The 25,946-nt window shown below is 71.4% G+C and carries 25 protein-coding genes; 12 read left to right on the top strand and 13 right to left on the bottom strand.

All coding sequences use genetic code 11. The annotated features are described in order from the left end of the window. Positions 1 to 7 precede the first annotated feature (7 nt). Together AC1DX8_RS11090 and AC1DX8_RS11085 are read right to left on the bottom strand one after the other, a co-directional pair. The gene (locus AC1DX8_RS11090; protein WP_477629983.1) at positions 8 to 1,366 is read right to left on the bottom strand and encodes a hypothetical protein; all 1,359 of its coding nucleotides are present in this window, start codon (positions 1,364 to 1,366) and stop codon (positions 8 to 10) included. Between the two features lie 20 nt (positions 1,367 to 1,386). Then, positions 1,387 to 1,608, bottom strand: coding sequence for a hypothetical protein (locus AC1DX8_RS11085; protein ID WP_477629982.1), 222 nt, complete (start codon positions 1,606 to 1,608; stop codon positions 1,387 to 1,389). 373 nt (positions 1,609 to 1,981) lie between these two features. On the opposite strand from AC1DX8_RS11085, the gene AC1DX8_RS11080 reads away from it, so the two are divergent. Continuing rightward, positions 1,982 to 3,715 carry a DEDD exonuclease domain-containing protein gene (locus tag AC1DX8_RS11080; RefSeq protein WP_477629981.1) on the top strand — a complete coding sequence of 578 codons (1,734 nt, stop codon included), beginning with the start codon at positions 1,982 to 1,984 and terminating at the stop codon, positions 3,713 to 3,715. 29 nt (positions 3,716 to 3,744) lie between these two features. Here AC1DX8_RS11080 and AC1DX8_RS11075 read toward each other — a convergent pair whose 3' ends face one another. Beyond that, entirely contained in the window at positions 3,745 to 4,272 is a 528-nt protein-coding gene (locus tag AC1DX8_RS11075) for a hypothetical protein (protein WP_477629980.1), read from the bottom strand. A gap of 100 nt (positions 4,273 to 4,372) precedes the next feature. Here AC1DX8_RS11075 and AC1DX8_RS11070 point away from each other — a divergent pair, with 100 nt between their 5' ends. The 3 genes from AC1DX8_RS11070 (at position 4,373) to AC1DX8_RS11060 (ending at position 8,853) form a co-directional block, all read left to right on the top strand. Beyond that, entirely contained in the window at positions 4,373 to 4,657 is a 285-nt protein-coding gene (locus tag AC1DX8_RS11070) for an Lrp/AsnC family transcriptional regulator (RefSeq protein WP_056920752.1), read from the top strand. Positions 4,658 to 4,789: 132 nt separating this feature from the next. Then, positions 4,790 to 7,339 carry an SCO7613 C-terminal domain-containing membrane protein gene (locus AC1DX8_RS11065; RefSeq protein ID WP_477629979.1) on the top strand — a complete coding sequence of 850 codons (2,550 nt, stop codon included), beginning with the start codon at positions 4,790 to 4,792 and terminating at the stop codon, positions 7,337 to 7,339. 119 nt (positions 7,340 to 7,458) lie between these two features. Then, complete coding sequence (locus AC1DX8_RS11060) at positions 7,459 to 8,853, top strand: pyridoxal phosphate-dependent decarboxylase family protein (protein WP_477629978.1); 1,395 nt, start codon at positions 7,459 to 7,461, stop codon at positions 8,851 to 8,853. Positions 8,854 to 8,920: 67 nt separating this feature from the next. Here the strand turns inward: AC1DX8_RS11060 and trpD are convergent, their stop codons facing one another. Then, a complete protein-coding gene (gene trpD / locus AC1DX8_RS11055; protein ID WP_477629977.1) occupies positions 8,921 to 10,018 on the bottom strand; it encodes an anthranilate phosphoribosyltransferase in 1,098 nt (365 codons plus the stop codon). 4 nt (positions 10,019 to 10,022) lie between these two features. Beyond that, positions 10,023 to 10,487 carry a response regulator gene (locus tag AC1DX8_RS11050; protein ID WP_477629976.1) on the bottom strand — a complete coding sequence of 155 codons (465 nt, stop codon included), beginning with the start codon at positions 10,485 to 10,487 and terminating at the stop codon, positions 10,023 to 10,025. A gap of 114 nt (positions 10,488 to 10,601) precedes the next feature. Between AC1DX8_RS11050 and ctaE the strand changes: the two genes are divergently transcribed. From ctaE to AC1DX8_RS11025, 5 genes are all read left to right on the top strand, one after another. After that, entirely contained in the window at positions 10,602 to 11,249 is a 648-nt protein-coding gene (gene ctaE, locus AC1DX8_RS11045; protein WP_477629975.1) for an aa3-type cytochrome oxidase subunit III, read from the top strand. Positions 11,250 to 11,322: 73 nt separating this feature from the next. Next, positions 11,323 to 12,108, top strand: a complete 786-nt coding sequence (gene qcrC / locus AC1DX8_RS11040) for a cytochrome bc1 complex diheme cytochrome c subunit (RefSeq protein WP_477629974.1) — start codon at positions 11,323 to 11,325, stop codon at positions 12,106 to 12,108. Between the two features lie 85 nt (positions 12,109 to 12,193). Next, positions 12,194 to 13,285, top strand: a complete 1,092-nt coding sequence (gene qcrA, locus AC1DX8_RS11035) for a cytochrome bc1 complex Rieske iron-sulfur subunit (protein ID WP_477629973.1) — start codon at positions 12,194 to 12,196, stop codon at positions 13,283 to 13,285. After that, positions 13,282 to 15,048, top strand: coding sequence for a cytochrome bc1 complex cytochrome b subunit (gene qcrB / locus AC1DX8_RS11030; protein WP_477629972.1), 1,767 nt, complete (start codon positions 13,282 to 13,284; stop codon positions 15,046 to 15,048). Before qcrA ends, qcrB begins: the two co-directional genes overlap by 4 nt. A 196-nt stretch (positions 15,049 to 15,244) precedes the next feature. Further along, positions 15,245 to 15,586 (top strand): metallopeptidase family protein, encoded by a 342-nt coding sequence (locus AC1DX8_RS11025; protein WP_477630068.1) that lies wholly within the window; start codon positions 15,245 to 15,247, stop codon positions 15,584 to 15,586. Between the two features lie 86 nt (positions 15,587 to 15,672). Here AC1DX8_RS11025 and AC1DX8_RS11020 read toward each other — a convergent pair whose 3' ends face one another. From AC1DX8_RS11020 to ctaC, 4 genes are all read right to left on the bottom strand, one after another. Next, positions 15,673 to 16,866 carry a L,D-transpeptidase gene (locus AC1DX8_RS11020; RefSeq protein ID WP_477629971.1) on the bottom strand — a complete coding sequence of 398 codons (1,194 nt, stop codon included), beginning with the start codon at positions 16,864 to 16,866 and terminating at the stop codon, positions 15,673 to 15,675. Positions 16,867 to 17,345: 479 nt separating this feature from the next. Continuing rightward, entirely contained in the window at positions 17,346 to 17,747 is a 402-nt protein-coding gene (locus tag AC1DX8_RS11015) for a cytochrome c oxidase subunit 4 (RefSeq protein ID WP_477629970.1), read from the bottom strand. Between the two features lie 3 nt (positions 17,748 to 17,750). Next, a complete protein-coding gene (gene ctaD / locus AC1DX8_RS11010) occupies positions 17,751 to 19,544 on the bottom strand; it encodes an aa3-type cytochrome oxidase subunit I (protein WP_477629969.1) in 1,794 nt (597 codons plus the stop codon). After that, positions 19,544 to 20,473 carry an aa3-type cytochrome oxidase subunit II gene (ctaC, locus tag AC1DX8_RS11005; RefSeq protein WP_477629968.1) on the bottom strand — a complete coding sequence of 310 codons (930 nt, stop codon included), beginning with the start codon at positions 20,471 to 20,473 and terminating at the stop codon, positions 19,544 to 19,546. Before ctaC ends, ctaD begins: the two co-directional genes overlap by 1 nt. A gap of 62 nt (positions 20,474 to 20,535) precedes the next feature. On the opposite strand from ctaC, the gene AC1DX8_RS11000 reads away from it, so the two are divergent. Both AC1DX8_RS11000 and AC1DX8_RS10995 read left to right on the top strand, forming a co-directional pair. Beyond that, a complete protein-coding gene (locus tag AC1DX8_RS11000) occupies positions 20,536 to 21,753 on the top strand; it encodes an aminotransferase class V-fold PLP-dependent enzyme (protein WP_477629967.1) in 1,218 nt (405 codons plus the stop codon). Beyond that, entirely contained in the window at positions 21,750 to 22,010 is a 261-nt protein-coding gene (locus AC1DX8_RS10995) for a sulfurtransferase TusA family protein (RefSeq protein ID WP_477629966.1), read from the top strand. The genes AC1DX8_RS11000 and AC1DX8_RS10995 overlap by 4 nt, the downstream gene beginning before the upstream one ends. 27 nt (positions 22,011 to 22,037) lie before the next feature. On the opposite strand, the gene aat is transcribed toward AC1DX8_RS10995, so the two are convergent. Both aat and AC1DX8_RS10985 read right to left on the bottom strand, forming a co-directional pair. Further along, on the bottom strand, positions 22,038 to 22,721 hold the full coding sequence (gene aat, locus AC1DX8_RS10990; RefSeq protein ID WP_477629965.1) for a leucyl/phenylalanyl-tRNA--protein transferase: 684 nt from the start codon (positions 22,719 to 22,721) through the stop codon (positions 22,038 to 22,040). Positions 22,722 to 22,735: 14 nt separating this feature from the next. Beyond that, on the bottom strand, positions 22,736 to 23,722 hold the full coding sequence (locus AC1DX8_RS10985; RefSeq protein WP_477629964.1) for a carbohydrate kinase family protein: 987 nt from the start codon (positions 23,720 to 23,722) through the stop codon (positions 22,736 to 22,738). 101 nt (positions 23,723 to 23,823) lie between these two features. Here AC1DX8_RS10985 and AC1DX8_RS10980 point away from each other — a divergent pair, with 101 nt between their 5' ends. Then, positions 23,824 to 24,549, top strand: coding sequence for a flavodoxin family protein (locus AC1DX8_RS10980; RefSeq protein WP_477629963.1), 726 nt, complete (start codon positions 23,824 to 23,826; stop codon positions 24,547 to 24,549). A gap of 106 nt (positions 24,550 to 24,655) precedes the next feature. On the opposite strand, the gene AC1DX8_RS10975 is transcribed toward AC1DX8_RS10980, so the two are convergent. Together AC1DX8_RS10975 and AC1DX8_RS10970 are read right to left on the bottom strand one after the other, a co-directional pair. Next, positions 24,656 to 25,048 carry a HesB/IscA family protein gene (locus tag AC1DX8_RS10975; RefSeq protein ID WP_056920736.1) on the bottom strand — a complete coding sequence of 131 codons (393 nt, stop codon included), beginning with the start codon at positions 25,046 to 25,048 and terminating at the stop codon, positions 24,656 to 24,658. Positions 25,049 to 25,143: 95 nt separating this feature from the next. Further along, on the bottom strand, positions 25,144 to 25,946 hold an 803-nt coding region (locus AC1DX8_RS10970; RefSeq protein ID WP_477629962.1), incomplete at its 5' end, for a glycerate kinase.

The following is a 25,946-nucleotide window of genomic DNA, read 5'->3' as shown; positions in this document are numbered from 1 at the left end:
GGATCGCTCATCGACCGGCCAGGCCATTCAGGTAGGCGAGCCACTCCTTGGTGAACGCGGCCTGGGTCGTGTGCAGCACGCTCACGAAGGCTGCGGCAGCGGCCGCGTCGGGGTCCTGGGCCGGGCCGGACGACCCTGCCGGAGTGGTCGCGACCGTGGCGTAGAAGCGGACGAGCGCCTTCCCGCCGTACCGGTCGACGATGCGGTTCACCGCCAGCCACGCGGCGTTGTAGCTGGGGGCGATGGTGGTCCGGGACGGGTCGAAGTCGCCGGGGGTCGGGAGTGCCCGGGGACCGGTGCCGGCGCGCACCTTCGCCAGCAGGGCCGCGGCGACCTGTCGTCGGGTCGCCCCGACGTCGTGGTACCCGACGTAGTCGGCCATCCCCTCCGACAGCCAGAGCGGGACCGGTCGGTCGGTCGTGGCCCGGATGGCGACGTGGGTGGCCTCGTGGGTCACGACGACCTGCTGTCCTCGCCGCTCCAACGTGGCGAAGGCCCCCGGGTTGACCACGACCCGGTCGGCACCGGCCCGCCCCTGTGCGTCGAAGGGGCCGTCCGTCACGGCGGCAACCTGGGCCACCGAGCCCTTGTCCTGACCGACCTGCTCGGCCATCTGTGCCGCGGTGCCGGGGACCACGAGGACCAGGCGACTGGTCCACGGGACGGTCCAGACGGCGTCGACCCGCTGCACCGCGAGGTTGCCGAGCGCGAGGTAGGGGCGCAGTCGACTCGCGGGTCCGGTCCCCATCACCAAGGTCGTGGTGCTGCGCACGACCGTGAAGCCGGGCAGGTCCCAGGGCTGCACCTGGGTGCCCCCGTCGGTGTCGTCGACCAGCCGCCAGGTCGAGCCGCGACGCACGACGGTGAAGTAGGACTCGAACTCCCGGGAGGAGGTGTCGTAACCCGCCAGGCTGTAGCGCCCGGTCACCCGGGAGACCCACGCTTGCGGACCGAGCTGGGCCACCCGTTCGGCACCGAGCGCTGGCGCGGGCTCCGGGGTGCCGTAGGTGAAGGTGGCCAGGGGGAGGGTGGCCAGCGCGTCGTACTGGGCGAGCTGACGCAGCCCGAACCCCGATCCTGGGTCGTCGAGGGTGGCTGCGAAGGCCGCTCGGTCGTGGTCGCGCACGGCCGTGGCACGGGCGGCCAGCAGCGCGCTCAGGGCGTCCTCGCGGGCGGTCGAAGGGTCGGGGGCGTTCTGCTGGGAGGAGGACTGCGTCGCTGGCGACGGCTGCGAGGACGCTCGTCCGGACCCCCCGGACCCGGCACCGGAGCACCCCGCCAGCAGCCCGGCGACCAGGGTCGCCGAGGCGACCGCCGCGACACGGGCGCGCAGACCGCCGCGTCGTCGAGAACCGGGCCGGGTCATCCGGCCATCGTAGGGACGGCTCAGCCGACGGCGCGGACGTGGGCGGCCCACGGTTCGCGACGCGCGCTCGCCGATGCGGCCTCGTGGGCGCTGACCAGCCCTGCATCGGCGAACCGCGCCACAGCGGACCGCTCGACGGCGTCGAGGGGCAGCTCGGCGCCCTGGGGCACGAGCATGGCCGTCACCATGCAGTCGGCACAGTGCAGGTCGCGCACGGGGCAGCTCTGGCAGTCGATGATCATCGCGATCACCTCGCTCTCTGTCGGCGGTTCAGTCGGTCGTCCTGCGGGTGGTGCATCGGTGTGTCCTGGCGGTGGTTCCAGGAGTGGTTCTGCGGGTCGTTCTGCGGGTCGTTCTGCGGGTCGTTCTGCGGGTCGTTCTGCGGGTCGTTCCGGGAGTGGTTCCGGGGGTGGTGCCGTGGACTGCCGGGGACCTCGTCATCGGGGCGCGATCTCCACTGACCACGACGCTAGGCGAGGGCACTGACAACGCCAGCGACCCGGCATACCCAGGGCGTCGGCGCAGCCCCTCGACGAGGCGGCCGGGCGACGGAACCCACTGCGGCGCAGGCGCGCCTGCCACGGGCTGTCACACCACCGGCCTACCGTCGGGTCCATGCAGACGGCCGGCGACCAGATGGTGCAGGGCACCTTCGACGACCTGGGCACCCCCTTGGCCGAGGTCACCTTCGTCGTCGTCGACCTCGAGACCACCGGTGGCAGCCCGGCCGACTCGGCCATCACCGAGATCGGCGCGGTCAAGGTCCGTGGCGGCGAGGTGCTCGGCGAGTTCCAGACCCTCGTCAACCCCCACCTGCCGATCCCGGCCTTCATCCAGTCGCTGACCGGCATCACCACCGCCATGGTCGCCGACGCCCCGCGCATCGAGGCCGCGCTCCCCGCGTTCCTCGAGTTCGCCCGCGGCGCCGTGCTGGTCGCCCACAACGCCGGGTTCGACATCGGCTTCCTCAAGATGGCAGCCCGCGACCAGGGCATCGAGTGGCCGCGGCACACGGTGCTCGACACCGTGCACCTGGCCCGTCAGCTCGTCACCCGCGACGAGGCCCGCAACCACAAGCTCTCCACGCTCGCCGCCCTGTTCGGGGCCGCCACCACCCCCGACCACCGCGCCCTGCACGACGCCCAGGCGACCGTCGACGTGCTCCACGCCCTGATCGGCCGGGTGGGCAGCCTCGGGGTGCACACCCTCGAGGAGCTCGCGAGCTACACCTCGCGGGTCAGCCCCGCCCAGCGCCGCAAGCGCTGGCTGGCCGACGGGCTGCCCGACCAGCCGGGGGTCTACCTCTTCAAGGACGGCGGGGGTCGGGTCCTCTACGTCGGCACCTCGATCAACATCCGCACCAGGGTCCGCAGCTACTTCACCGCGTCGGAGCAACGCACCCGGATGGCCGAGATGGTGCGGCTGGCAGAGTCGGTCACCCCGGTCGTCTGCGCCACCACCCTCGAGGCCGAGGTGCGCGAGCTGCGCCTCATCGCCGAGCACAAACCCCGCTACAACCGGCGGTCCAAGACCCCCGAGCGGGCCACCTGGGTCAAGCTGACCGTCGAGGCGTTCCCGCGGCTCTCCATCGTCCGCGAGGTCCGGGCCGACGGCGCGCGCTACATCGGGCCGTTCGGCAGCCGCAGCTCGGCCGAGGCGGCCGTGGCGGCGGTCCACGAGGTCATCCCCCTGCGCCAGTGCGTCCAGCGCCTGTCGCCAGCCCGTCCGGTGGGGTCCTGCGTCCTTGCTGACATGGGTCGCTGCGGTGCACCGTGCACCGGCGCCCAGAGCGTCGAGGAGTATGCCGCGGTCGTGGACGACGCCGTGCACGCCCTGGCGGGCGACTCCCGTGAAGTGGTGACCGCGCTCCGCACGCGGATGGGGTCGTTGGCCGACCAGGAGCGGTTCGAGGACGCCGGCACGTTGCGCGACCGGATGCTCGCCCTGGTCCGCGGCATGGCGCGGGCCCAGCGCATCGCCCCCTTGGCGGCAAGCCGCGAGATCGTGGCTGCCCGCTCGGCCACGGCCGGTGGCTGGGAGGTCATCGTGGTCCGGCACGGCCGCCTCGCTGCCAGCACCGTGTCGCCCCGCGGGGCTGACCCGATGCCCTACGTCGACGCGGTCCGCACCAGCGCCGAAGTGGTCCTCCCGGCGCCGTGGCCCTCGCCGGCGGCCATCCCCGAGGAGACCGAGAAGATCCTGCGCTGGCTGGAGTCACCGGGGGTGCGGATCGTCCACCTCGATGGTGAGTGGACCTGCCCGGTCGGCGGGGCCGGTGGTGCACGGGCCGAGCTGGAGCCGCAGGTGGTGGCCCGTCACGCGGTGGCGGGCTTCGTCGCGGCCTCCTGACGCGCCATCCGCGGGCGGTGTCGTCCAGGTCAGCGCTCGGCGGTGCGCAGGGGCGCCGCGACGGCCACGGCCAGGTCGACCGCCAGGAGCAGGATCACGACGCCGGCGGCGAACCGCTGCGCCCCGAGACCCGCGAGCCGGTAGTGCTCGGGACCCACACACAGGACGTGCCCTCGGGACACCAGCGGATAGGGACACCCCGGTCTCGCCGCCGCGGGTGTCCCGCCAGGGGCCAGCCGCAGCCCCGACCACGCCGCCAGCAGCCCTGCCAGCGCAGTCAGGGCCAGCACCGCGCCACGCGCCGAGGCGAAGGCCTTGGCCACCAAGGGGACCAGGGCACCCCGGCGGGCGCCACCGGTCGCTCGCAGTCTGACTGCCACACCCACCTGACCCGCGAGGAGGAGCAGCGTCGTGGGCACGACCAGCAGCGGGCCGGCGGGCAGCGCCTGCGGCCGGGCGAAGGTCCAGGCCACGACGGCCGCAGAGCCCAGCAGTCCCACCCCGAGCGCAAGGGGCAGCCCGCGTGGACGCCGTCGCTGTCCCGCCAGTGTCGCCACCAACCCCATCCCGCCATGATGGGGCAAGAGTGGCGGCAACCCGCCCGGTTTGGGCCAAGACCGCCGGTGCAACCCGGGAGGGCGCCGATACAGTGGGCTCGTGATCTCCGCCATCGTGCTCATCAACGCCAAGGTCGACCGCATCCCCGAGGTGGCCCAGGCCATCGCCGAGCTGGAGGGCGTCTCCGAGGTCTACTCGGTGGCCGGCGACGCCGACCTCATCGCGATGATCCGGGTCCGCGAGCACGAGCAGCTCAACGACGTGATCGCCGACCGCCTCAACAAGGTGGAGGGCGTGACGGGCACCAACACCCACATCGCGTTCCGCACCTACTCCACGCACGACCTCGAGGCCGCCTTCAGCCTCGGCCTCGACGGCGACTGACCCGTCGCCCACGGGCTCACCACGTCCTCGGCCGGACGGTCGATCTGAGTAGCAACGCGCATCCGCGACACCCCTTCTGACCTGCAGACTCGTCCCACCGAGCGCTGCTGCGCCTGCCCCTCAGGAGGACCGATGTCGCCCATCCCCTGCCCCGCCTGCAGTCGTTTCCTGCCGGAGTCACCGACGTCGTGCCCGGGCTGCCACCTCCCCCTCACCGGACCGAACGCCCTGCGCCTCTGGCAGGTCGACCAGCACCTGGCGACCTTGCAGCGCGAGCGCACGGCGCTGATCGCGGCGTTGCGCGCGCAGGCCCCCACCGCCCCGGGCCCTCTCCCGCCCACCGATCCGGGCCCGGCCGCCGAGAGGGCAGCAGGTCCCCTCCCGGTGGCGCCCGCACTGTCTGGGCAGACCCCACCGGACGGCCCGCCCACGGGCACCCACCGACCGGCCACCGCCCGCCGCACGTGGACGACGCAGCAGACCCTGCTGGCGATCGGGGTCCTCCTGGTGCTGGTGGCCGGGTCGATCGCGCTGGCGATCGCGTGGTTCGTCATCGGCATCGTCGGCCAGATGCTGGTCATGGGTGGCTTCACCGTCGCCGCGACGGTGGCCTCGCTGCTGCTGTCTCGACGCCGCCTGCCGAGCAGCGCCGAGGCGTTGGCGCTCGTGTCGGGTGGCCTGCTCCTGCTCGACGTGACCGCTGCGCGCCGTCTCGGGCTGGCCGGCCTCGACTCGCTCGACGGACGCGCCTACGCCGCCGTCACCGGGATGCTCGCTGCCATCGTGCTTGCCGCGCTGCACCGCAGCGACCGCAGGGTCGCGGGGTTCGCGCTGCTCTCGCTGACCGCCGCGTCGCTCGGCTGGGCAGGTGTCGTGGCCTTCGCGGATGGCGCCGGCGCGGTGGCGGCACTCGCGCTGCTGGGTGCGGTGCTGTTCGGGATCCTGCACCTGGTGGTGCCGGCGTCCTTCGGCCTGACCCGCCGCGCGGCCACCGGTCCGGCGGCCGCGTGGACGGCCTTCTCAGCCGCCGCCGCGGCCGCTGGCGCCGTGGGTGCCGGAGTGACGGCGCTGTCGGCGCCCACCGTCCTGGGGGCCGACGCCCCGGTCGTCCACGGGCTCACCACCGACGGTCTGGTCAGCGTGGCGCTGCTCGTGACCGTGTCCGTGGCGGGGGCGTTCACGGTGCGCCGGGTCGTCGCGACCCGCGCCACCCGCCTCGGCAGCCGGGCTGCCGTCCGCACGGACTGGACCGCACGCCCATTGAGCGGCGACTGGCGAGCGCTCGGGGTGGTGGCCGTCGTCGCGACGGTGGCCGGACCCACCGCCGTGCTCGGCCTGGCCCTGCAGCTCGGCGCGTTCTGGTCGGCCGTCCTCGCCGTCCTCGCAGCAGTGGTCGGCACCGGCCTGGTGGTCGCCCGCCCACGGACGACCTCGGTCGGGACCGGGTGGGTCGAGGCCCAGGCTGGCGCGGCGCTGGGCGTGCTCGTGTTCGTCTGCGCCATCGAGGCGTCCCGGCCAGCGACGACCATCGCCCTCACCGCGGCGGCGCTGGTGGCCGCGACGGCGGCAGTGCACCGACCGACCTGGCGGTCTGCTGCCAGCGCCGTAGCTGCAGTCGCCACCGTCGGGGCCTGCGCCCTCGCGGGCTCGATGTTCTCCGACACCGCCGCGGTGCTCGCGACGGCAGCCGCCGGTGGTGCCTGCGTCGCGCTGGCGCTGGCCCGCCGGCTCGCACCCGAGGAGCTGCCCCTCGCCGTCGTCGGCCACGTCACCGTGGTCGGAGCCCTGGCCGCGGCGCTCGAGGCGGGCCTGGGTGATGGCGTCGTGATCGCGGTCCTCCTAGTCATCGCCCTCGCGGAGGCCGCCGCCGCCGTCCTGCGCCTGCCCCTGCGCGCCGTGGCCAGCGGCACGACCTCCGCCGCCTGCGTGTGGGCCCTGTGGCTGGGTGGTGGGTTGATCGGCCCCCGGACCCAGTGGGTCCTGGTCGTGGCGGCAGCCTTGGCGCTGGCCGCCCTGGCCCACTGGCGGCGGTACCGGCCCGAGGAGGTCGTCCTCGGCGGTGCGTCGGTGCTCGTCGCCGCCACAGCCGTCACAGTGGCGGTCGACCGGGCCTGGCCGCACGCCGCCTGCGTGACCGCCGCGGCATACGGGCTCGTGGCTGTCGCGTATGCCGCCCTGCCGCACCGGCGTGCCGTGGTCTCCGTCGGGGTGACCGCCCTGACGGCGGCGGTGTGGGTGGAGCTCTGGGATGCCGACGTGACCACCCTGGAGGCGTGGACCCTGCCGTTGGCAGCGTTGCTGCTGGCCGCCGGGCTCTGGTCGCACGGCGAGCTCCGCGACCGCTCATGGCTCACCGCCGGACCGGGTCTGGCTGTGGCCCTCGTGCCGTCCACGCTGCTCTCCGTGGCCGATGACGGGCTCGCCCGCCCGCTCCTCACGGTCACCGCAGCCGTCGCCGTGCTGGTCGTCGGGGCGCTGCGCCGCTGGCAGGCCCTCGTGGTGCTGGGGGCGGTCGCCGCCGCCGTCGTCACCCTCTCCCAGCTGCTCCCGTATGCGGTGCTCCTGCCCCGCTACCTCACCCTCGGGTCGCTCGGGGTGCTCCTGCTGGCCGTCGGCGCACGGTACGAACAACGCCGGGCCGACGCCCGGCAGGCCGTGAGCTGGTTGGCCTCCATGTCCTGACCCTTTCCTCCCCACTTCTGGCCACCGGTGCGGCAGCCGCGCACCGAAACGGGACCAACCCGCGCGATGGATGGCCAGAAGTGGGGAAGCTTCGGGGGCGGGCGGCGTACCTTCTCGTCATGGACGACCTCACCACCTTGTTCGACCGGGCTGCCCACGTGGCAGCCGACCACCGCGCGGCGCTCGTGCAGGGAGCTGTCCCGGCCAAGGTCTCCGCAGCCGCCCTCCGCGACTCCGTCGACCACCACCTGCGCAGCCGACCCACCCCGGCCAGCGAAGTTCTCGAGGAGCTGGTCGACTCCTTCGGCCCGGGTCTCGTGGGCACTCCGGGACCGCGCTTCTTCGGGTTCGTCATCGGGGGTGCGCTGCCTGCCGCGAGCGCGGCCGACATGGTCGCGGTCGGCTGGGACCAGTGCGCCTTCAACGCGACCCTCTCCCCCGCCGCGGCGGTGGCCGAGGACCTCGCCGGGGGGTGGCTGAAGGACCTGCTCGGCCTGCCCGTCGACGCCACGGTCGGGTTCGTGACCGGGGCGCAGGGGGCCAACACCGTCAGCCTCGCGACCGCCCGACACCACGTCCTCGCCACAGTGGGCTGGGACGTCGAGCGGGACGGCCTCCTCGGCGCTCCCCGCGTGCGGGTGGTGGCGAGTGTGGAACGCCACGCCACGATCGACCGGGCGCTGCGACTGATCGGGTTCGGGACGGCGGTCGTGGAGGGGGTGGCGACCGACGCCAACGGAGCCATCGACGTGGCAGACCTGGCGGCCGTGCTGGCCCGGTCCGAGCCGGGGCCGACGATCGTGTGCCTCCAGTCCGGCAACGTGAACACCGGAGCGTGCGACGACCTGCGGGCCGCCTGCGCCGTCGCCCGCAGGCACGGCGCCTGGGTGCACGTCGATGGCGCGTTCGGCCTCTGGGCCGGCGCGAGCCCTGCCCGGGCGCACCTGGTCGACGGGGTGGAGCTCGCGGACTCGTGGTCGTGCGACGGGCACAAGTGGCTCAACGTGCCCTACGACTGCGGCTTCGCGATCTGCGCCCACGAGCAGGTTCACGCGGGGTCGCTGTCCTACACCGCGGCATACCTCACCGGTCAAGGTGGTCCAACCCCTTCGCTCGGCGACCTGGTGCCCGAATCCTCAAGGAGGGCAAGGGGTTTCGCCGTATGGGCGGCGCTGCGCGAGTTGGGACGGGACGGGATGGCCGACCTCGTCGAGCGTTGCTGCACGCTGGCCCAGCGGTTCGCCGACGGGCTCGAGGCCGGTGGTGCAGAGATCGTCAACGACGTCGTGCTGAACCAGGTGCTCGTCGGCTTCGGCAGCGACGAGCACACCGACCGGGTCGTGGAAGGGGTGCAACGCGAAGGGACCTGCTGGCTCGGCGCCACGACCTGGCGCGGACGCCGGCTGATGCGGGTCTCGGTCTCGAACTGGTCGACGACCGAGCAGGACGTCGACCGCTCCGTGGCCGCGATCCTGCGGGTCGCCGCGCAGGAGGCGCAGAACCCGGGTCGCTGACCGGCACCGTGGGTCGGCACCGTGGGTCGGCGTCCGGGGGTCGGCGTCCGGGGGTCGGCGGGAAGCGTCAGGCAGACGCCGGGCGCTGCGTCGCGGCCGCCCACTGCTCGAGCCGCGCGGCAGCTGCACCCGAGTCGAGGGCCTCCTCCGCGCGGTCCATGCCCACGCGAACGCAGGCCGCGAACGCGGCGTCCGTGGCGTCGTGCCCGGCCGGCTCCGCGCCACCCGGGAGGTCCCGACCGGCCAGCGCCAGCGCCATCCCCGCGTTGAGCACGACCGCGTCGCGCACCGCACCGCGCTGGCCGGCGAAGAGGTCGCGCGCGACCTGGGCGTTGTGGGCGGCGTCGGCGCCACGCAGCGACTCGACGGGCTGCCGCTCGAGCCCGACGTCGCGGGGGTCGAGGACCCGCTGGGTGAGGGCTCCGTCGCGCACCCACCACACGCTCGAGGTCGTGCTGAGGGTGAGCTCGTCGAGCCCGTCGTCGCCGCGGAAGACCACCGCGTCGGTGCCGCGTCCGGCGAAGACACCGGCGATCAGCGGAGCCATCCGCGGGTCGGCGACCCCCACTGCGGCGTAGGTCGGCCGGGCCGGGTTGGTCAACGGCCCGAGGACGTTGAAGGCCGTGCCGACGCCCAGCCCGCTCCGGGCGGCGGCGGCATGCCGCATGGCGGGGTGGAACGCCTGCGCGAAGCAGAAGGTGATGCCGGCCTCGGCTGCCACCTCGGCGACCTGCGCCGGGGTGAGCGTGAGGTTGACGCCGAGGGCCTCGAGCACATCGGCTGACCCGGACGCGGAGGAGGCGGCCCGGTTGCCGTGCTTGACCACCTTCACGCCGCTGGCCGCGATGACGACCGAGGCCATCGTGGAGATGTTGACCGTGTTGGACCGGTCGGCGCCGGTTCCGACGATGTCGAGGCTCGGCCCCGGCACGTCGATCTGGTTGGCGTGCGCGAGCATGACGTCGGCCAGGCCACGCAGCTCCTCGACCGTCTCACCCTTGGACCGCAGCGCGACGAGGAAGCCGGCCACCTGGATCGGGGAGGCGTCGCCGGCCATGATCTCGTTCATCGCCCAGGCGGCCTGGTCGGTGCTCAGGTGCTCACGCGCCATGAGCAGCGTGAGCAGGTCCGGCCAGGTGTGACCGGCCGGCTCGCGTGCGGTCACCGGCTCAGGAGGCGCTGGGACGCCCGCCGCGACCCAGCTCGGCCACGGCCGAGGCCAGCGCGATCGGGTCGAGCGGGTGGGGGACGGCCAGGTCGGCGAGCGACCACGTGGCCAGCCAGCCGTCCTGCGGGCGACCGGTCAGCACGAGGACCGGCGGGCAGCCGAAGATCTCGCTCTTCAGCTGGCGGCAGAGGCCGAGCCCTCCCATCGGGGCAGCCTCGCCGTCGAGGATGAGGACGTCGAAGGAGCCGTTCTCGACGGCCTCGATCACGGCCGCCGCCGTCGCGCACTCCCGCCAGGAGGTGACCTCCACGTCACGGGCCGGGCGACGGCCGACCGTGACTCGGACGGAGTCCCGCGTGGTCCTGTCGTCGCTGTACAGGAGCACCGAGATCTGGTGGGTCCGAGACCCTGCTTGGGACCCCGACGAGGTCGGGACGTCGGCGGCGGTCGCGTGCGAAGCGGTCATGCCGCTGATGCTACCGGTGCGGCGATTCGGCACGGTCACGCACCCATCGGGGGGTCGACGGTGTGCCGCGCTGGGAATGTGGCTAATCTGGCGCACGTGGCGACCGCATCCCCAGTGACCTCTGAACCCGCTCGCTCGGCCGGCAGCATCCCCGGCCACGGGCCCGTGTCCCGACCCAACATGGTGTCGGTCGGCACCATCGTCTGGCTCTCCAGCGAGCTGATGTTCTTCGCGGGGCTCTTCGCGATGTACTTCACGATCCGCTCGGTCGAGCCGAAGCTGTGGGACAAGTCGACGGACGTGCTCAACGTCCCGTTCGCCACCGTCAATACGATCATCCTCGTGATCTCGTCGGTGTGGTGCCAGCTCGGTGTCCACGCGGCAGAGCACGGCAAGCCGCACCGCGGTGACGCCAGCGTCCTGTCGCTCAAGAGCTGGGGCATGCGCGAGTGGTACGTCCTGACCTACATCTTCGGCGCGATCTTCGTGTCGGGCCAGGTGCTCGAGTACTCCGAGCTCGTGCACGAGAACATCACCCTCTCGTCCAGCGCGTACGGCTCGGTCTTCTACCTCACCACCGGGTTCCACGCGATGCACGTGACCGGTGGCCTGCTCGCGTTCCTGCTCATCATCGGACGCACCTTCACGACGCGTCACTACAGCCACGCGCAGGCCGCGGGCGCGGTGGTGACGTCGTACTACTGGCACTTCGTCGACGTGGTGTGGATCGCGCTGTTCGCGACGATCTACCTGCTGAAGTGACCAGCCCCATGGCCCACCCACCGCTGCAGCCCATCCATCCAGCCCTGCCCACCTCCGTCGACAGGACCGCACCGTGAACGCCTTGGCCGCCCGCCGCCGACACCCGGCCGCGATCGCCCTGCTCCTGCTCCTGGGCCTGATCCTGACCGGGGTCGCCTACTCGGCCTTCGCGCCCAAGCAGGCCGACGCCGCCACCGCCGCGGCCAGCTCGGTCGAGCAGGGCAAGAAGCTCTTCCTCGCCAACTGCGCGACGTGCCACGGCCTGCAGGCCCAGGGCACCAAGGCCGGCCCCGCCCTCCCGGGTGTCGGCGCCGCCGCCGTGGACTTCCAGATGGGCACCGGGCGCATGCCGATGGCCGCCCCGAACGTCCAGGCCCCCCGCAACAGCGAGGTCCGGTTCTCCCAGGACGAGATCTCCGCCGTGGCCGCCTACGTCGCGTCGCTGGCTCCCGGCCCGGCCGTGCCCGACGCGGAGTACACCAGCGGCAAGGGTGGCGACGTCGCCCTCGGCGCCGAGCTCTTCCGCGTCAACTGCGCCATGTGCCACAACTTCGCCGGCTCCGGCGGTGCGCTGACGAGGGGCAAGTACGCCCCCTCCCTGCGCAACGTCGAGGGCAAGCACATCTACGAGGCCATGGTGTCCGGGCCCCAGTCGATGCCCGTCTTCAGCGACGACAACATCTCCCCCGACGCCAAGAACGACATCGTCGCCTACCTCCACGCCGTCGACAAGCAGGAAAACGTCGGGGGTATGGCGCTGGGCAACCTCGGGCCGGTGTCCGAGGGGCTGTTCGTCTGGATCTTCGGGCTCGGCATCATGGTGGGCTTCGCCGTCTGGCTCGGCAGGAAGGCTGCGTGATGGGTACGTCACCATCGCTGGCCACAGCCGCTCCCACCAGCGACACTGGATCTGACCACCGCGACTCGACAGGATCGACGACACGATGAGCGAACACGACACGCCGCAGGGCGAGGTCGTCGGCACCGGCGACGGCTACGGCGCCACCGCGGTCCGCCTCGACCAGGGCCACGTCGAGGGCACCGGCGGCCTGCCGGCCCGGTTCGAGAACCCCGGCCTCCCGCCGCACGTCGCCCGCATGGCCGACCTCGACGAGAAGGCCGCCAAGCGCGCCGAGAAGCAGGTTGCGGCGCTGTTCGGGCTCTCGAGCCTGGCGACCGTGCTGTTCGTCGTCGCCTTCTTCGCGATCGACCGCGACCAGTCCGGCTTCATCCCCGGCATCGGCAACGCCAGCATCTACAACGTCGCCCTCGGCGTGACGATGGCGCTGGCCCTGCTCGGCTGCGGGGTCGGCGCGGTGCACTGGGCCAAGACCCTCATGCCCGACACCGAGATGGTCGAGGAGCGCCACCCCCAGCGCGCCAAGGACGAGGACCGCCAGCGGGTCGTCACCAACCTCATGGAGGGCGGCGAGAAGTCCCAGCTCGGGCGTCGCCCCCTCATCAAGTTCTCGCTCGCCGGCGCGCTCGCACTGCCGCCGATCGCGATCCTGCTCCCCCTCATCGGCGGGCTCGGTCCGCTCCCGAAGGACCAGCTGTCCACGACGATGTGGAAGAAGGGCGACCGGCTGGTCCGCGACCCCGAGCGCACGCCGATCCGCGCCGACCAGGTCACCATCGGCTCGGTCTTCCACGTGCTCCCCGAGTCCATCAAGGACTCCGAGCACGTCCTGGAGGACAAGGCCAAGGCGGCCGTACTGCTGATGCGCCTCAACCCCGACGACATCAAGCCCCAGAAGGAGCGCGACTGGGGTCACGAGGGCATCGTCGCCTACTCCAAGATCTGCACCCACGTGGGTTGCCCCGTGGGTCTCTACGAGCAGCAGACACACCACCTGCTGTGTCCCTGCCACCAGTCGACGTTCGACGTGACGCAGGACTGCAAGGTCATCTTCGGGCCGGCGCACCGCCCCTTGCCGCAGCTGAAGATCACCGTCGATTCCGAGGGTTACCTGGTGGCCGACGCCCCGTTCCGTGAGGCTGTCGGCCCGAGTTTCTGGGAGCGTGGTTCCGCATGAGCAGCAACGGACGCACCGGGTCAGCCGACCCCATCGCTCGCCTGCGCAAGGACGACGTCGAGTCGGAGGCGCCCACCGCCCCCGGCCTGAAGGCCGTCGGTGGAGTTGCCGGCTGGCTCGACGACCGCACCGGTGCGGCCAAGCCGGTCGGCTACCTCATGAAGAAGGTCTTCCCCGACCACTGGTCCTTCATGCTCGGCGAAGTCGCCATGTACTCGATGATCATCTGCCTGCTGTCGGGCACGTTCCTCACGTTCTGGTTCGTCCCGAGCGCCGGCCAGGTCGTCTACGACGGTTCCTACCTGCCGCTGCGTGGCATCACCATGTCCGAGGCGTTCCGCTCCACGGTGGACATCTCCTTCGACATCCGTGGTGGCCTGCTCATCCGCCAGATCCACCACTGGGCCGCGCTGATGTTCATCGTCGCGCTCTCGGTGCACATGCTGCGGGTCTTCTTCACGGGCGCCTTCCGCAAGCCGCGCGAGATCAACTGGGTGATCGGCTGCATCCTGTCGATGCTGGCCCTGATCGAGGGCTTCGCCGGCTACTCCCTGCCTGACGACCTGCTGTCGGGCACCGGCCTGCGCGCCGCCGAGGGCTTCATGCGCTCGGTGCCCGTGCTCGGGTCCTACATGTCGTTCGCGCTCTTCGACGGACCGTTCCCCGGCGAGGCGATCATCCCCCGCCTGTTCTCGGTCCACGTCCTGCTGCTCCCGGCGATCCTGGTCGGCCTGTTCACCGCGCACATCGGGCTGGTCTTCGTGCACAAGCACACCCAGTTCCCCGGGCCGGGCCGCACCAACGACAACGTCGTCGGCTTCCCGGTCATGCCGGTCTACGCCGCCAAGGCCGGTGGCTTCTTCTTCATCGTCTTCGGTGTCATCTCCCTCATCTCGGGCCTGGTGACCATCAACCCGATCTGGGCCTACGGACCCTACGACCCGTCCCCGGTCACCGCCGGCTCCCAGCCTGACTGGTACATGGGCTTCGCCGACGGCGCGCTGCGGCTGCTGCCCGGTTGGCTGGAGTTCACCGCCTTCGGGTTCACCTTCTCGTTCAACGTCATGATCGGCGCCATCCTCCTGATCCCCGTGATGTACGGGCTGATGGCCATCTACCCGTTCCTCGAGAAGTGGGCCACCGGCGACGACCGCGAGCACCACCTGCTCGACCGGCCGCGCAACAACCCCACCCGCACCGGTCTGGGCATGGCGGGGCTGACGGCCTACGGCGTGCTCATGTTCGCCGCCGGCAACGACCTGATGGCGATCAAGCTGCACCTGTCGATCAACGACATCACGCACATCCTGCGGGCGGCCTTCTTCATCGCTCCCCCGATCGCCTTCTGGGTGACCAAGCGGATCTGCCTGTCGCTGCAGCGCAAGGACCGCGACCTGGTGCTGCACGGTCGCGAGACCGGGCGCATCATCCGCACCATCGACGGGAAGTTCTTCGAGCAGCACGAGCCGCTCGACGAGTTCACCCGCTGGAACCTCGTCCAGCACGACCCCCACGAGGTGCTCACCCTCGAGGCGGCGACCGACGAGCACGGGGTGGCCTCCCCCACCGCGCGCAAGGACAAGGTCCGCTCGGCGCTGTCGCGGTTCTACTTCACCGACACGATCAACCCGGTGACCCCGGCCGAGCTCGCCGCCGCCCACCACGACGGCCACGAGCACGAGTCCATCGGTGAGATCGCCGCCGCCGACGAGTCCCGCCCCGCCCTCGAGAGCGCCCGCAGGGAGCCTCCCAAGCGCCCCTGAGGCAACGCAGCAGCCCCGCGGGCGCCCCGAAGCGCCCCGCGGGCCGTGCATGGGGCTCGCTGAGCCCCCATGACGACGTATGCCGCCGTCCGCTCACCCCCCGCGTCGAGCGCGGGTCGCGAGCGGGCGGCATACGTCGTCCACAGCGGCACACCGCGCGTCGGCGCAGGCATGGCAGGCTTGCGCCGTGGTCGAGATGGATGCGGTGGAGTTCGAGGAGGCGGTCGGTGACGCCCTCGATGCCGTGCCGCAGGAGCTGATGAACCTGCTCGACAACGTCGTCTTCTTCGTCGAGGACGAGCCACCCGCGGACGACCCGGACCTCCTGGGCATCTACGACGGCACTCCCCTCACCGAGCGCGGCGACGCCTGGGCGGGCGCCCTTCCCGACCGGATCACCATCTTCCGTGGCCCGCTCAGCCGGATGTGCGAGGACCGCGAGGACCTGCTCGACGAGATCGCGGTGACGGTGGTGCACGAGATCGCCCACCACTTCGGGATCGACGACGCCCGACTGCACGACCTCGGCTGGGGCTGACCCCCCGCCAGGAGTGGGCTCCACGCAGCGGTGCCGTGCCCCGGTCACGGGACACGGCACCGGTGGTGCTGGCCAGGCCGGCCAGGTCAGGCGAGGGCGCTCTGCGCCTTCCAGCCGGCGAAGGTGTACTGCCAGACTCCGATGCCCTCGGCGGGCTGGAACACCCGCGAGGAGCCGGTGAACTTCACGATGTCGCCCGCCTTGGACTGGGCATACATCCAGGCCGCGTTGGCCGGTGACATGTTGACGCAGCCATGGCTGACGTTGGCGGTGCCTTGGGAGCCGACCGACCAGGGAGCCGAGTGGAGGTACTCACCGGTCCAGGTGACGCGCATGGCCGACTGCGTGGTGATCTTGTAGTAGCCGGGCTGACCCTTCTTGATCCCGATGGACGTGGAGTCCATCACGACGGTGCCCTCCTTGCGGATGATCACCTTGATGCCCGACCGGGTCTCGGTCTGGGGCCCGGGTCGACCGGCGCTGATCGGGATCGTCTTGAGCACCGCGCCGTTGCGGGTGACGGTCATGATGTGGCGTTTGATGTCGACGGTGGAGATCATCGCGGAACCCACCGTGAAGCTCGCGCTGTCGTCGTTGGCGATCCACTTGCCCTCGCCGGTCTGGACACCCGTCAGCGGTGCGCTGACGGTGACCTTGGTACCGGGCTGCCAGTAGGTCGCGGGACGCCACATGAGCTGGCGGTTGTCGAGCCAACCCCAGGCGCCGTCCTGCTTGGGCGAGGTGGTGACCTTGACCCGCTTCTCGACCTCGGCGCGCAGCGCCCGGGTGGTCACCGGGGAGTCGAACTGGATGCTCGCCGGCATACCCACGCCCACGGTCTCCCCGGAGTTGAGGATGCCGTAGGTCGCGGTGACCTTGGGCGTGAGGGTCTGGAAGGTGGAGGTGGTGGTGCTCGGGGTGCCGTCCTCGCCGGTGGCGGTCGCGCTCACCGTGTAGGAGGCGCTGGGCGCGAGCCGACCGCTCGAGGTCCAGGTGCCGTCGCTGGCGAGCTCGCCGGGCACCGTGCGGCCCTTGGCGTCGGTCACCGTGACGGCACCGATCGTGCCGGATGTGGCCGCGACGACCACCGGCTCGGTGGGCAGGACATCCGTGGCGCCCTCGGCCGGGGTGATGGTCAGCTCGGCCGGCGTGGCTGTCGCCGATGACGAGGACGACGTGGAGGAGGAGCTGGAGCCGGCGACGTTGTCGGTCGCCGGGCTGTTGACGCTGCCGGAGCAGCCGCCCAACAACGCCAGCGCTGCGACCACGGTCGCGGCCACGGCAAGTCGTGCCCCTCGAGTCCTACCCACCACGTGTACTCCTGTGCTCTGCGCCGTCGTGGCGCCCTGTGCCTGAACTGAAGCGTGTCGCGTCCTCGGCCTCGACCGATGGAACCGCCCGACGATGGCCGTCACCCCGACAGACGCCGGACAGGCCTGAATGGTTGGCTATGCAACTGTGTCTGGCCGGGCGATCACGTTTCCGCGCCAGGCCCCCTGAGCCCGAGCCCCTGAAAAGAACCCGACGGCCCGCCCCTGCGCGGACCGAGGTCCAGTCTACCTGCTCGACGGCGATGCCCCTGACGCGACGCAAACCAGCGCATCCGGTCCCGTCCCGCAGCGAGAGCACGCCACCGGCCGGATCCGGCTGCACTCGGCCCCCGGACGAGGACGGCGAGGCCGACGTCACCCGGGCCGGGACGCGAAACGGCCGGGCGTGTCCTCGAGGGTCACGCCCGGCCGCCGAGCCAGGACCGTGCTCAGACGGCGTGCGGGCCCTTGAAGTACTCGAAGGTCCAGCCCACCAGGGCGACCACACCGAAGGCAGCCCCGATGATGAACAGCCACCACCCGACGGCCAGGCCGAGGAAGCAGAGCGCCGCTGCGCCGGCGAGGGGCAGGGGCCACCAGGAGTGCGGGCTGAAGAAGCCGTACTCACCCTCCTGCTCGGAGATCTCGCCACCCGGGTTGTCCTCAGGGCGCTCGGGCAGCCGTCGCGCCGTCGCCCAGAGGTAGAACGCGATCATCGCGCCCAAACCGGCGGAGAGGAACAGCCCGGCGGGGCCGACCGGCTCCCTCCAGTGCGTGGCGAGGCCGTAGGCGAGGCCGACGGGGGCGAAGAAGGCAGCCAGGATGACGAAGAGCTTGTACTCGATCTTCACGGGTCAGTCACGCTCCTCGTGGTACCGCGGGTGCTTGTCGTGGTCGTACTCACCCGTGACGTGCTCTTCGCCCGTGCGGGTCTCGGCCATGATCCGGGTGAGGGTGTCGGGGTCGGCGTGCACGCCCGAGAGCGGGGCCGCCTCGGGGTGGTGCAGGTCGAAGGCCGGACGCTCGGACCGGATCCGCGGGATGGTGTCGAAGTTGTGCCGCGGCGGCGGGCACGAGGTGGCCCACTCCAGCGACGCGCCGTAGCCCCACGGGTCGTCGGTCTCGACCAGCGGCGCGGTGCGCCAGGTCTTCCAGACGTTGTAGAGGAACGGGAGCGTGGAGGCACCCAGCAGGAACGCCCCGAAGGTGGATACCTGGTTCATCCAGGTGAAGCCGTCCTCCGGCAGGTAGTCGGCGTAGCGACGCGGCATACCGTCCACGCCGAGCACGTGCTGGATGAGGAAGGTCGTGTGGAAGCCGATGAAGAGCATCCAGAAGTGGATCTTGCCCAGGGTCTCGTCGAGCATCCGGCCGGTGAACTTGGGCCACCAGAAGTAGAAGCCCGCGAACATCGCGAAGACCACGGTGCCGAACACCACGTAGTGGAAGTGCGCCACCACGAAGTAACTGTCGGACAGGTGGAAGTCGAGGGCCGGGCTGGACAGGATGATGCCGGTCAGGCCACCGAACAGGAAGGTGACGAGGAAGCCGATCGCCCAGAGCATCGGCGTCTCGAAGGACAGCTTGCCGCCCCACATCGTGCCGATCCAGTTGAAGAACTTCACGCCCGTCGGCACGGCGATGAGCATCGTCATGACCGCGAAGAACGGCAGGAGGACCTGGCCGGTCGCGTACATGTGGTGGGCCCAGACGGTGACCGACAGGGCCGCGATGCCGATGGTCGCGAAGACCAGCGTCTTGTAGCCGAAGATCGGCTTGCGCGAGAACACCGGGAGGATCTCGGAGATGATCCCGAAGAACGGCAGCGCGATGATGTAGACCTCGGGGTGGCCGAAGAACCAGAACAGGTGCTGCCACAGCATCGGACCGCCGTTGTCGGGGTCGAAGACGTGGGCCCCGAACTTGCGGTCGGCACCCAGGGCCAGCAGGGCGGAGGCCAGCACCGGGAACGCCATCAGCACGAGCAGGCTGGTGATGAGGATCGTCCAGGTGAAGATCGGCATCCGGAACATCGTCATGCCGGGGGCGCGCATGCAGATGATCGTGGTGATGAAGTTGACCGCACCGAGGATGGTGCCGAAGCCACCGAGCGCCAGGCCGAAGACCCACAGGTCACCGCCGAGGCCGGGGCTGTTGGAGGCGTCGGACAGCGGCGAGTAGGCGAACCAGCCGAACGAGGCCGCACCCGACGGGGTGAGGAAGCCGGCGGAGGCGATCAGGCCACCGAAGAGGTACAGCCAGTAGGCGAACATGTTGAGCCGCGGGAAGGCGACGTCAGGGGCGCCGATCTGGATCGGCATGAGCGCGTTCGCGAACCCGGCGAACAAGGGGGTGGCGAAGAGCAGCAGCATGATCGTGCCGTGCATGGTGAACAGCTGGTTGAACTGGTCGGGGTTGTCCACGACCTGCAGTCCCGGCTTGAACAGCTCGGCACGGATCAGGAGCGCGAGCACGCCACCGAACATGAAGAAGATGAACGAGGTGATGAAGTAGAGGTTGCCGATGACCTTGTGGTCGGTGGTCGAGGCCCACTTCACGACCGTCTGGCCCTTGGTGAGCCGACGGGTCGCGGTGGCCCCGGTGGACCGGTAGTAGGTCCCGGCCGTCGACTCGGTTGCCGCTGCCATCAGTTGCTCCCTGCGCTCGGGATGAGGTGCTGGTCCTCGTTCATGACCTTCTCGGGGTTGAGGGTGTTGTCGAGCTGACCGTTGTTGCCCTGGGCCTTGAGGTCGGCGATGTGGGCGTCGTAGGTCTGCTGGTCGACGACCTTGACGTTGAAGAGCATCTGCGAGTGGTAGGCGCCGCACAGCTCGGCGCACTTGCCCTTGAAGTCACCGGTCTCGGTCGGGAAGACCTGGAACTTGTTGACCCGGCCCGGGATCATGTCGAGCTTCTGCAGGAACGCCGGCACCCAGAAGGAGTGGATGACGTCGCGCGAGGTCAGCACGAACTCGGTGCGCTTGTTCACCGGCAGGTAGAGGGTCGGGAGGTTCTTCTCGGCGCCCGGCTCCCCCGTGAGCTCGGCCTGGGTGCCGCTCTCGTAGGTCTGCTCGTTGACGTAGTTGAAGTCCCAGCTCCACTTCTTGCCCACCACGTTGACGACGACGTCAGGGTGCTTCGAGGTGTCGAGCAGGGCGGCCTCGTCACGCGCGGTGTAGTAGAAGAGCACGGCGATCATGAAGACCGGGACGATCGTGTAGAGGATCTCCATCGGCACGTTGTAGCGCAGCTGCACCGGGAGGGTGGTGTCGTCCTTCTTGCGGCGGTAGGCCACCACGCACCAGCCGATCAGGCCCCAGACGATGACCCCGACGATGAGGGCAGCGATCCAGGCGCCGTTCCAGAGGGAGGTGACGCGTTCACCCCCCTGGGTCACGGCGCGGGGCAGGAAGCCGTCCTGGACGCGCCCGGCGCAGCCGGAGAGGGCGAGGGCGACGAGCGACAGCCCGAGAGCCGTGGTCGTTCTCCTCTGAGCAGTCCGCCGCCGCTGTGGGCGCGGCGCAGAGACGTCGTGCTGACGCAACGGTGCACCTTCTTCGAGACAGTGATGGGCCATCGCGCCAAACCCTACTCCAGCCGGTGCGTCCCGTCCGGTCAGGGTGGGGCTAACGTCGAGGTGTGGCGAACCCCTCCCCGGACGACGCTCCTGACAGCGATTTCGGCCCCCGCCTCGAGCGCGCCGTCCTCGACGCAGCGCCCGGTGCCGTGCACCCCCGAGCGAGGGAGACGCTGCTCGCCGCGGTCGAGGCCGGATGGGCCGACCCGCGACGGCTGCACCGCGAGGGTCGAACCGCCCGGCGGCTGCTCGACCAGGCCCGCGAGGTGCTCGCAGCAGGCCTGGCGGTCAGCCCGTCCGAGGTCGCCTTCGCGCCCGACGGACCCAGTGCGGTGCGCTGGATGACCGAGGGACTCCGGTATGCCGCGAGGCGTCGCGGCGCCCGCGTGGTCGCCTCGGCCGTCGAGCACTCCGCCGTCCTCGTGCCCGGTCGCCACGCAGCCGACGCCGCGCAGGACCCGACCGCGTTCGAGGCCGTGGCCGTCGACCGCGCCGGGAGGGTCGACCTCGATGCGTGGTCGCGCGCCGTGGCCGCCGCGGGGACGGTGGCCGCCCTCCTCCAGCACGCCAACGGCGAGGTGGGCACGATCCAGCCCCTCGACCGGGCGCACGAGGCCTGCCGGTCGGCCGGTGTGCCCCTGGGGGTCGATGCCCAGTCGTCGCTCGGGAGGACCTCCTCCCCCAGCTCCTACGACGTCCTGGCCGGCGACGCCACGTCCTGGGGCGGCCCGGGCGGCCTGGGGCTCGTGGTGGTCCCTGAACGCACGCGCTGGCTGTTGCCCGGTCCCGCCGACCCCGACGTCGCCCTGAGCGGACCCAGCCGGCACACCCCGTGGGTGCCCCTTGCCCTGGCCGCCGCCGAGGCGTGGCAGCAGACGGCCGCCGAGGCGGAGCGGGAGCGCGCCGAGGCCTTCGCCCTGGTCGACCGCATCCGTCGCGCCGCCGCGACGGTCGCGGACGTCGACGTCGTGGGCGACCCCGTGGGACGGCTCCCCCACGTGGTGACCTTCTCGGCCCTCTACGCGGATGGTGAGGCGCTGGTGCGGGAGTTCGACCGCAGGGGCTTCGCCGTGGGGTCAGGCTCCGCGTGCACGGCCAGCACGCTCGAACCGAGCCACGTCCTGGCTGCCATGGGAGCCCTGACCCACGGGAACGTGCGCGTCACCCTCCCCTTCGCCGCCGTGGCGCCGGACCGTGCTGCGCAGGTGGACGCCTTCTGCGCCGTGATCGGCGAGGTCGTCGAGTCGGTGCGGACCGAGCTGGGGGCCCGCCGCCTGTGAGCAGAGCGCCGGCCCACGCCCAGTCGGGAGGCGATCCCGTCGTCGTCGACGCGCGCGGCCAGCGCTGTCCGCTACCGGTGATCTCCCTCGCGCGGGTTGCCCGCGACTCCCCGGTCGGCACCGTCGTCGAGGTGTGGGCCACCGACCCCGCGGCCCGGGCCGACATCCCCGCGTGGTGCCGGATGCGGCAGCACGAGTACCTCGGTGAGGTCGCGACGGACGGTGCGCACGCGGCATACCGGGTGCGCCTGGGCTGAGGCCAGCCGGCGGTGAGCCGCGACGCCTCAGGCGGAGAACGTCGGCGGTTCGAGCTGGATCGCCTGGCCCAGGCGCTCGAGGTAGTCGCGGCGGGACACCGTCACGACCCCGAGGCTGCGCAGGTGGTCGGTCGCCCACTGCACGTCGATCAGGCGGCGGGGGTCACCGTCGGCGAAGACGTAACCCGCGGTGGCGACGACCGCGGCCTTGGACGCGTCGGTGACCCGGTGGAACATCGACTCCCCGGCGAACAGGCCACCGACGTTGAGGCCGTAGAGGCCCCCCACGAGGTGGCCGTCCTGCCACGTCTCGATGCTGTGCGCCCACCCCAGGGCGTGCAGCTCGGTGTAGGCGTCGATGATCTCGTCGGTGATCCACCGGCCGTCACGACCGGGGTCGGCGCACGCCTCGACCACCTCGCGGAAGACCGTGTCGACACGCATCTCGAAGTGCCGCAACGACTTCCGGAGCGAACGGCTGGCGTGGACTCCGCCCGGGAGCAGCACCCCGCGCGGGTCCGGCGACCACCACCCGAGCGGACGGGCACCGAGCTCCCCCAACCCCATCGGGAAGACGCCACTGCGGTAGGCCTCGATGAGCGTGCCGGCCCGCAGGTCTCCCCCGACGGCGACCATGTCCTCGCCGTCGTCCACCTCGCTGAGGTCGAAGACCCAGCTGGTGGGCAGGGGTTCGACCGGCTCGGTCGTCACCGGTGCACCTGGTCCTAGGGCGCGATGCAGGTGATGTGGGGCTCGATCGCGTCGGCCGAGCTCTGCCCGTACGCGTCGGCGAGCCGCTGGAGAAAGCTCGCCTTGCCCAGGGTGTACTCCTGCGTGCCCACCGTCTCGATGACGTAGGTGGCCAGCATCGAGCCGAGCTGGGCGGAGTGCTCCAGCCCGAGGTCTGCCGCGAGACCGGTGAGGAACCCGGCACGGAAGGCGTCACCCACCCCCGTGGGGTCGGCCCGCCGCACCTCCCGGGCCACCGAGACCTCGATCGTCTCCTCGCCCTTGCGCTCGATGGAGACGCCGTCCTTGCCGCGCGTGATCACCCTGGTCTGCACGCGGTCGGCGATCTCGTCGGCTCCCCAGCCGGTCTTCTGCTCGGTCAGCGCTGCCTCGTACTCGTTGGTGAGCAGGAGGTCGGCGCCGTCGATGAGCTGGCGGATGGTCTCGCCGTCGGCGAAGGCGAGCTGCTGGCTCGGGTCGGCAGCGAACGGTATGCCGCGCGAGCGGCACTCGCGCGTGTGGCGCAGCATCGCCTCCGGGTCGTTCGCACCGATCAGCACGAGGTCGAGCCCACCCACGCGCTGCGCGATGGGGTCGAGCTCGATGGCCCGCGCCTCACTCATCGCCCCGGCGTAGAAGGTGGCGATCTGGGCCATGTCCTCGTCGGTCGTGCAGACGAAGCGGGCCGTGTGCTTCGACTCGGAGACGTGGACCGAGTGGCAGTCGACCCCGTGCCGCTCGAGCCAGCTGCGGTAGTCGGCGAAGTCCTCACCCACCGCCCCGACGAGGATCGGTCGCTGGCCCAGGTTGGCCATGCCGAACGCGATGTTCGCGGCCACCCCGCCCCGACGGACCTCGAGGTCGTCCGCGAGGAACGACAGCGAGACCTTGTCGAGCTGCTCCACGACGAGGCTGTCGCGGAACCTGCCCTTGAAGGTCATCAGGTGGTCGGTGGCGATGGAACCGGTGATGGCTATCTGCACCTGCGAAAACCTACCTGCTGCGTCGGGCCGCAGCGCGCGCAGCACGGTGCATCCGCCGAATGACCATTGCCTCGACCGACCACAGGGGGCACAGTCGGGCCATGACCGAACCCGACCTGGGCGCCTTCGACTTCACCGGCCTGCGCGCCACCTTCGTGAACTGCACCCTCAAGCGCTCCCCCGAGCCCAGCAACACCCAGGCCCTCGTCGACCTCAGCGCGGCCATCATGCGCAAGCACGGGGTGGACGTCGAGCTGGTCCGGGCGGTCGACCACGACCTGGCCACGGGTGTCTACCTCGACATGACCGAGCACGGCTGGGAGCGCGACGAGTGGCCCACGCTGTTCGCCCGGATCATCGACTCCGACATCCTCGTGATCGCCGGGCCGATCTGGCTCGGCGACAACTCGAGCATCACCAAGCAGGTCATCGAGCGGCTCTACGCGGGCTCGTCGATGACGAACGCGGCCGGTCAGTACATCTACTACGGCAAGGTCGGCGGCGCCATCATCACCGGCAACGAGGACGGCATCAAGCACTGCTCGTCCAACATCCTCTACAGCCTGCAGCACATCGGGTACGCGATCCCTCCGGGGGCCGACGCCGGATGGATCGGCGAGGCGGGACCGGGCCCCTCCTACCTGGACCCGGGCAGCGGAGGACCGGAGAACGAGTTCACCCAGCGCAACACGACGTTCATGACGTGGAACCTCATGCACCTGGCGGCCCTGCTCAAGGCCGCCGGAGGCTTCCCCGTCGGAGGCAACCAGCGCACCGAGTGGGACGCCGGCGCGCGGTTCGACTACCCCAACCCGGAGTACCGATAGCCGCGCAGACCCACCCGCAGGTCTCGCACCCAAAGGGAACGAGGCCTGCAGGAAAGTCCTGCAAGCCTCGTTCCAATGCGGTGGGTCCCCTGCTGCGTGGCGCGGCTCAGCTGAAGGAGTCGCCGCAGGCGCAGGAGCTGCCGGCGTTCGGGTTGTCGATGGTGAAGCCCTGCTTCTCGATCGTGTCGGCGAAGTCGATGCTCGCGTTCTCGAGGTAGGGGGCGCTCATCCGGTCGACGACGACCTCGACACCGTCGAAGTCGCGCACGAGGTCACCGTCGAGGGTGCGCTCGTCGAAGTAGAGCTGGTAGATGAGGCCGGAGCAGCCGCCGGGCTGGACTCCGACGCGCAGGCGCAGGTCGTCGCGACCCTCCTGCTCGAGCAGGGACTTGACCTTGGCGGCCGCGACATCAGTGAGGAGCACGCCGTGCGTGGCCTCGGCGGGCGCCTCGGTGGCGTCGACGGTGGTCGCCGCAGCGGTCTGGTCCTGAACACTCATGATGATGCGTCCTTCATGTCGGTGGAGGTCGGCCACCTGTGCCAACCCACGGTTCGCGCGAAATGTTCCCCGCGCCCCACCACTGTACGTCGTGCTCAGGCGGGAGGGGACCAGGTGGCCGCCACCCGGGCGGTTCGCGCCGCCAGCGTGCCCACCGGATCGGTCATCGCGGCCTCGACCTGGGCGGGTGTGTCGGCCACCGCATAGCTCCCTGACAACCCCAGGGTCATGGCCTCCCGCCGCCCGACGAGGGCCTGCCCGGCGATGACGACGCTCGGCGTGGCCGTCTCGAGCGCCAGGCCGGCGACCCCTGCCACGACCTTGCCCTGGAGGCTCTGCCAGTCGAAGCACCCCTCCCCCGTGACCACCAGGTCGGCCGCCCGGAGGAGGTCGCGCAGGCCGACGACCTCGAGGACCTCCCCGACCCCGCTGACCCGGGTGCCACCGAGCAGCAGCAGGGCGTAGCCGAGCCCGCCGGCCGCACCGGCGCCGGGGGTCTTGTCGAGCCGTCTGGGCCCGCCGGTCAGCAGCTCGGTCTGCTCGGGAACGGTGCGGCGCACGACCTCGACGAACCGTCCGAGAGCCCCCTCCAGCGCCTGGGCCACCTCCGGCGATGCGCCCTTCTGCGGGCTGAACACGGCACTGGCGCCCTGGAGCCCGAGCAGCGGCGACTCGACGTCGGTCGCGAGGACGAGCTCGACGTCGCGGAAGCGTGCGCGCGCCTCGGCCAGGCCCGGCAGGGCGCCGTCCGAGATCTCTGCCAGGGCCAGGCCGCCGCGTGCCAGCTCGTGTGCCTCGCCGGCGCCGAGGGCTGCGAGCAGCCCGGCGCCGGCGTCGTTGGTGCTGCTGCCCCCGAGCCCCACGACGATGCGGTCCACCCGCTCGGCGAGGGCTGCCT

This window comes from Pedococcus sp. P2_A3 (assembly GCF_056405035.1).
The sequence above is the reverse complement of the archived record's forward strand: the minus strand, read 5'-3'. Positions and strand labels throughout refer to the sequence as shown.